We start from the raw sequence: 5,184 nt of genomic DNA on the forward strand, positions 1-5,184 counted from the left end.
TCCGGAAAGCCTGGGCGCCGTCAACGCGCTGCTGCTGGCACTGGCTTTCCCTCTGTCCTGGGGAGCGCGCTCGCTACTGCGCGAGCACCGCGTCAACCTGTTTGCGGTGCTGGGCCTGGTCAGTGTCCTGCTCACCGGCGGCATCGGCCTGCTGCAACTGGATACGCAGTGGCTGGCCGTCAAGGAAGCCGCCATTCCCGGCCTGATCGGCCTGGCGGTGGCAATTTCCGCCTACACCCGCAATCCGCTGGTGCGCGTGATCCTGTTCTCCCCGGCGCTCATGGATGTGGAACGGATAAAGCAGGCGCTCGACGAACGCGGCAACCTCGCCATCTTCGAGGTGCGCCTGAAAACAACCACATGGATGCTGGCCGGTTCGTTTTTCTTCTCCGCTGTCATGAACTACATCCTCGCCACCTGGATCGTTACCAGCCCGTCGGGCACGACCGCTTTCAACGAAGAACTGGGGCGACTCACGCTGCTCTCCTATCCCATGATCGCGTTGCCGTCGATGTTGATCATGGCGGCGGCGCTCTACTATCTGGTACGCACGATCCACACGCTCGCCGGATTGAAACTGACGGACGCACTCAAACACTAAACGATTGGAACGTGACCATGAACGCTGAACAGCAGAAATCCATCCTCGCCATTGCCCTGTATGCCGCCTTCGCCGACGGCACCAAGCACGACCGCGAGCGCGAGGAGATTCGCCGCATCGCCGAATCCCTGGGTGGCGAAGCAGGCGCACCCGAACTCGCCCGACTCTACCAGGATGTGCTGCTCAAGCGCGTCAGCCTGGAAGCGGCCACCGCCGGGCTGACCGACCCCGGTGAGCGCCAACTCGCCTATGAAATGGCGGTGTGCGTATGCGATGCCGACGGCCGCCAGAGCGAGGCCGAGCAACGCTTTCTGAATGAACTGAAAGCCTTGTTGAAGCTCGACGCGGGGCAGGCCGCTGCCTTCGAGCGCGATGCCGACGCCATCGTCGAACTCGGCGAGGTCGCAGCGTCAGGCCCGGTGGTGGCGGCGCAGCCGAACGTGAGTGAAGCGGAACTGGACAAGTCCATCCTCAACTACGCGCTGATGAATGGCGCCTTGGAACTGCTGCCGCAGTCCTGGGCGTCGATGGCCATCATCCCCTTGCAGATCAAGATGGTGTACGGCATCGGCCGCGCCCACGGGGTCAGCCTCGACCAGGGCCACATCAAGGAATTCATCGCCGCCGCCGGGGTCGGCCTCACCTCGCAATACCTCGAACAGTTCGGCCGCAAGCTGCTGGGCGGGCTGCTCGGCAAGGCCGCCGGCAAGACTTTCGGCAAGATCGGCGGCGCGGCCACCGGCATGGCCTTCTCCTTCGCCACTACCTACGCGCTGGGGCAGCTTGCCAAACGCTATTACGCCGGCGGGCGGGCGATGAACACGGCAATGCTGAAAGAAACGTTCCAGAACCTGCTCGGCCCCGCCAAACAGATGCAGACGCAATACCTGCCGCAGATCCGGGAGCAGGCGGGCACGCTCGACATGGGCCGGGTGATGGCCATGGTGCGCGGCGCCTGATTAACCCTGAACGCCATGAGTACGAACATGAATGAACATCCGGCAAGCGACGCACGCCAGCGGGTACGCGCCTGGGTCGAGCAGCCGCGCGTGGTCGGGGCCTTGCTGTTGATGATCGTTTACTTCATGACCCTGGAAAGCTGGTCGATGGGCATCGCCCGCCCGGTGATGGAGAACTTCCCTTACGCATGGGCTTTCTTCGTCCCCTTCATCCTGGTGGCGACCTTCACCATGCTTAACCTGTTCAACGCCATGCTTGCGGTCGGCACAACGTCCCCGTCTCCAAACCTCACCGCCAAGGCGAACCCATGAAACGCATCTTTCTCTTCCTCGCCACGAACATGGCCATCGTGCTGGTGCTGTCCGTCACCATGCGCCTCTTGGGCGTCGAGCCCTATCTGAATGCCAACGGACTGAATCTCACGTCGCTGCTGATCTTTGCCGCGGTCATGGGTTTTGGCGGTTCCTTCATCTCGCTGGCCATCTCCAAGTGGTCGGCGAAGAAGGCGATGGGCGTTCGGGTGATCGAGACGCCGGCGAACTCGACGGAGTTCTGGCTGATGGAAGCGGTGCGCACCTACTCGGCGAAATCCGGCATCAAGATGCCCGAGGTGGGCGTTTTCGACACGCCCGAGGTCAACGCCTTCGCCACTGGCATGAGCAAGAACAGTTCCCTGGTGGCGGTTTCCAGCGGCCTGTTGCAGCAGATGTCGAGAAGCGAGGCCGAAGCTGTCATCGGTCACGAAATCGCCCACGTCGCCAACGGCGACATGGTGACGCTGGCGCTGATCCAGGGCGTGGTGAACACCTTCGTCATGTTCCTCTCGCGCGTCATCGGCCATCTGGTCGACCGCGTCGTGTTCAAGACCGAACGCGGCCATGGACCGGCCTTCTTCGTCACCATGATCGTCGCCGAACTGGTGCTCGGCATCCTCGCTTCGATCATCGTCATGTGGTTCTCACGCCAGCGCGAATTCCGCGCCGACCGGGGCGGCGCCGCGCTCGCCGGGCGGCCGCATATGATCGCCGCGCTGGAGCGGTTGAATTCGCTGCATCCCGCACCTCTGCCGGAAAAAATGGCGGCCTTCGGCATCAGCGGTGGCGGCGGCATCAAGCGCCTGTTCATGACCCACCCGCCGCTGGCAGAGCGCATCGCGGCACTGCGCAACGATGCGGGGCATTGATGAAACCCCGACAAAGACCACTGGCCTTGATCGGTGGCGGACTGGCGACCCTTGCCTCCGCACAGTATCGGTTGCCCCCTTTTTTCCGTTTTCCATGAGCAGTTTTCTGTACACCTAAAAGGAGAATCACCATGAAACGTATTGCAATTGCCTTGTTTGCCGTCGTGGTGGGCGTCGGCGCGATGGTTCAGGATGCCGAGGCCAAACGGCTGGGTGGGGGGAAGTCCTCCGGGTTCAACCGTGATTCATCGGTAATGAAACGTGAAGCCGTGCCGGCCAAGCCGGCCGCTGCGCCGACGCAAGCGGCGGCACCCGCCGCTGCCCCGGCTTCCGGGATGAGCCGCTGGATGGGCCCGCTGGCCGGACTGGCGGCCGGTATCGGCCTGGCAGCACTGTTCTCGCATCTGGGCATGGGCGAGGGCATGGCCAGCATCATGACGATGGTGCTGCTCGGCCTGGTCGTCGTGCTGGCCGTGCGCTGGTTCCTGAGGATGCGCCAACCCGCTAGCGCACAGCCGGGCATGCAGTATGCCGGCATGCCCGCTGGCGTGGAACCGCCGCGTGCCAGCGAACCGTTCGTTTCTCCGGTATCCGCCGGTGGCCCGGCCGCAGTTGCGGCAACGACTGCGCCCGCCGCAAATGTTCCCGCCGACTTCGATGTCGAAGGCTTCCTGCGTCAGGCCAAGCTCAACTTCATCCGCTTGCAGGCCGCCAACGACCGCGGCGACATGGAGGATATTCGCCAGTTCTGCAGCCCCGAGATGGCGGCCGAAATCCAGATGCAGTGGCAGGAGCGCAATCAACAGGCGCAAGTCACCGACGTCATGCACCTCGATGCCGAATTGCTCGATGTCAGCACCGAAGCCAACCGGGCATTGGCGAGCGTGCGCTTCTCCGGCCAATTGCGCGAAGAGGTGAATGCTGCGCCGGAAGCCTTTAGTGAAGTCTGGCATCTGACCAAGCCGCTTGATGGCAGCCGCGGCTGGACCATCGCCGGCATACAGCAAAGCTGATGTTCATGCATCGGGTCCGCAGGTGTATTCTTTACCCCATCCTCTGCGGAGCCTGTTTGCATGAGCATCTCCTTCCATGACTTCCTGACATTGCTCGGGGCGGTGGTCTGACATCGCATGCCCGACTCATCTTCCCCCTACAGTCGCCTGGTGCCTTGGCTCGCCTTGGCGGGCCTGACGGCACTGGTCGGCTTAGTGATGTCGCCATTTCTGGCTCCGCTGGCGTGGGCAGGGATCATCGCCTACACTTCCTGGCCGCTGATGGAACGGCTGCGCGGACGCTGTGGCGGGCGCGATACCCTGGCCGCCGGCCTGGCCACCGCGCTGGCGGGACTGACCTTGGTTGTCCCGCTGGTCTGGCTGATATGGCTGGCGCAGGATGAGGTGGGACAGCTCTACCCAGCCGTGCGGTCTTTCGTGGCCGCGCCACCGGAACTGCCTGACTGGCTGACTGGCGCGCCCTGGCTCGGCGACTGGCTGGTGCATCAACGGACTGCATTGCTGGACGATCCGCAAGGCATGATCGTCGCCGCCAAAGCATGGTTCGCCGGCCACGCCAACGAAGTAGCGTCATTCGCTGGCGGACTTGGCAAAAACCTGGCCAAGCTTGCACTCGCGTTGATGACCCTGTTTTTCGTCTACCGCGATGGCGCACGCATGGTGCGCGAACTGCGCCATGTGCTCGCGCGTTTTCTAGGTCCCCGCACCAATGCCTATCTCTCAGCCGCTGGCGCCACCACCCGCGCCGTGGTTTACGGTTTCCTGCTCACGGCTATCGTGCAGGGCGCCCTGGCCGGGCTGGGTTACTGGGTGGCCGGACTGGGCTCGCCCGTGATGCTGGGCATCATCACCGCACTGTTCGCCCTGATTCCGTTCGCCACGCCCATCGCCTGGGGCAGTGCCGGCGCTTGGCTGCTGCTTCAAGGCGAGACCGGAGCGGCCATCGGCGTTTGGCTGTGGGGCGCAGCGGTGGTGAGCCAGATCGACAACGTGTTGCGGCCGATATTCATCAGCAGCATCGGCGACATTCCTTTTCTTCTGGTTCTGTTCGGCGTGCTGGGCGGCATTCTAGCGTTCGGCCTGGTCGGCCTTTTTGCCGGCCCGGTCGTGCTCGCAGTGGCCTGGGCGGTATGGGGGGAGTGGACGGCGCACCTGGATGCCCCGTCGGAACCCGGGTCATGACGCCTTTCGCCTGCGACCTGCTGGCCATGCTCGGTGCGGTGGCCCGCGGGCATCGGCGGCGAACTGTTTCTCAAGGGCGTGCCGAGCGCTGCAACGGCGCTGCGTGTGTCGCGACTGCTGGTCGCGACCGATATCGCCGCCTTCGCTACACCCAGTCCGGACTCACCGTGTCGACGGCCGTGCCTATTGATTCGGCACAATGAAGAATGAACTTTCTGATTATGCTGATGTCGAATTGAGATGGA

7 protein-coding genes are annotated in these 5,184 nt (G+C 63.5%); all 7 read left to right on the top strand.

Annotation, left to right across the window (positions count from 1 at the left end; all coding sequences use genetic code 11):
- Positions 1 to 601, top strand: a 601-nt coding sequence (locus PROAA_RS09950) for a VC0807 family protein (RefSeq protein ID WP_186411193.1), incomplete at its 5' end; no start/stop codon positions are given.
- A gap of 17 nt (positions 602 to 618) precedes the next feature.
- Positions 619 to 1,560, top strand: a complete 942-nt coding sequence (locus PROAA_RS09955) for a YcjF family protein (protein WP_186411194.1) — start codon at positions 619 to 621, stop codon at positions 1,558 to 1,560.
- 27 nt (positions 1,561 to 1,587) lie between these two features.
- Positions 1,588 to 1,872, top strand: a complete 285-nt coding sequence (locus tag PROAA_RS19130) for a hypothetical protein (protein ID WP_245664237.1) — start codon at positions 1,588 to 1,590, stop codon at positions 1,870 to 1,872.
- Positions 1,869 to 2,744, top strand: coding sequence for a protease HtpX (gene htpX, locus PROAA_RS09965; RefSeq protein ID WP_186411195.1), 876 nt, complete (start codon positions 1,869 to 1,871; stop codon positions 2,742 to 2,744). The genes PROAA_RS19130 and htpX overlap by 4 nt, the downstream gene beginning before the upstream one ends.
- A 131-nt stretch (positions 2,745 to 2,875) precedes the next feature.
- Positions 2,876 to 3,757: a Tim44 domain-containing protein gene (locus PROAA_RS09970; RefSeq protein ID WP_186411196.1), complete on the top strand. Its 882-nt coding sequence runs from the start codon at positions 2,876 to 2,878 to the stop codon at positions 3,755 to 3,757.
- Positions 3,758 to 3,874: 117 nt separating this feature from the next.
- Positions 3,875 to 4,939: an AI-2E family transporter gene (locus tag PROAA_RS09975; RefSeq protein ID WP_186411197.1), complete on the top strand. Its 1,065-nt coding sequence runs from the start codon at positions 3,875 to 3,877 to the stop codon at positions 4,937 to 4,939.
- Positions 4,936 to 5,142 (top strand): hypothetical protein, encoded by a 207-nt coding sequence (locus tag PROAA_RS09980; RefSeq protein ID WP_186411198.1) that lies wholly within the window; start codon positions 4,936 to 4,938, stop codon positions 5,140 to 5,142. The genes PROAA_RS09975 and PROAA_RS09980 overlap by 4 nt, the downstream gene beginning before the upstream one ends.
- Positions 5,143 to 5,184: the final 42 nt, after the last annotated feature.

This window comes from Candidatus Propionivibrio aalborgensis (assembly GCF_900089945.1).
Classification (GTDB): Bacteria; Pseudomonadota; Gammaproteobacteria; order Burkholderiales; family Rhodocyclaceae; genus Propionivibrio; species Propionivibrio aalborgensis.

Bases quoted from the DNA above. Each gene is read 5' to 3' on its own strand.
- PROAA_RS09955 (WP_186411194.1), top strand. From the start codon at position 619: ATGAACGCTGAACAGCAGAAATCCATCCTCGCCATTGCCCTGTATGCC.
- PROAA_RS09975 (WP_186411197.1), top strand. From the start codon at position 3,875: ATGCCCGACTCATCTTCCCCCTACAGTCGCCTGGTGCCTTGGCTCGCC.
- PROAA_RS09970 (WP_186411196.1), top strand. From the start codon at position 2,876: ATGAAACGTATTGCAATTGCCTTGTTTGCCGTCGTGGTGGGCGTCGGC.
- htpX (WP_186411195.1), top strand. From the start codon at position 1,869: ATGAAACGCATCTTTCTCTTCCTCGCCACGAACATGGCCATCGTGCTG.
- PROAA_RS19130 (WP_245664237.1), top strand. From the start codon at position 1,588: ATGAATGAACATCCGGCAAGCGACGCACGCCAGCGGGTACGCGCCTGG.
- PROAA_RS09980 (WP_186411198.1), top strand. From the start codon at position 4,936: ATGACGCCTTTCGCCTGCGACCTGCTGGCCATGCTCGGTGCGGTGGCC.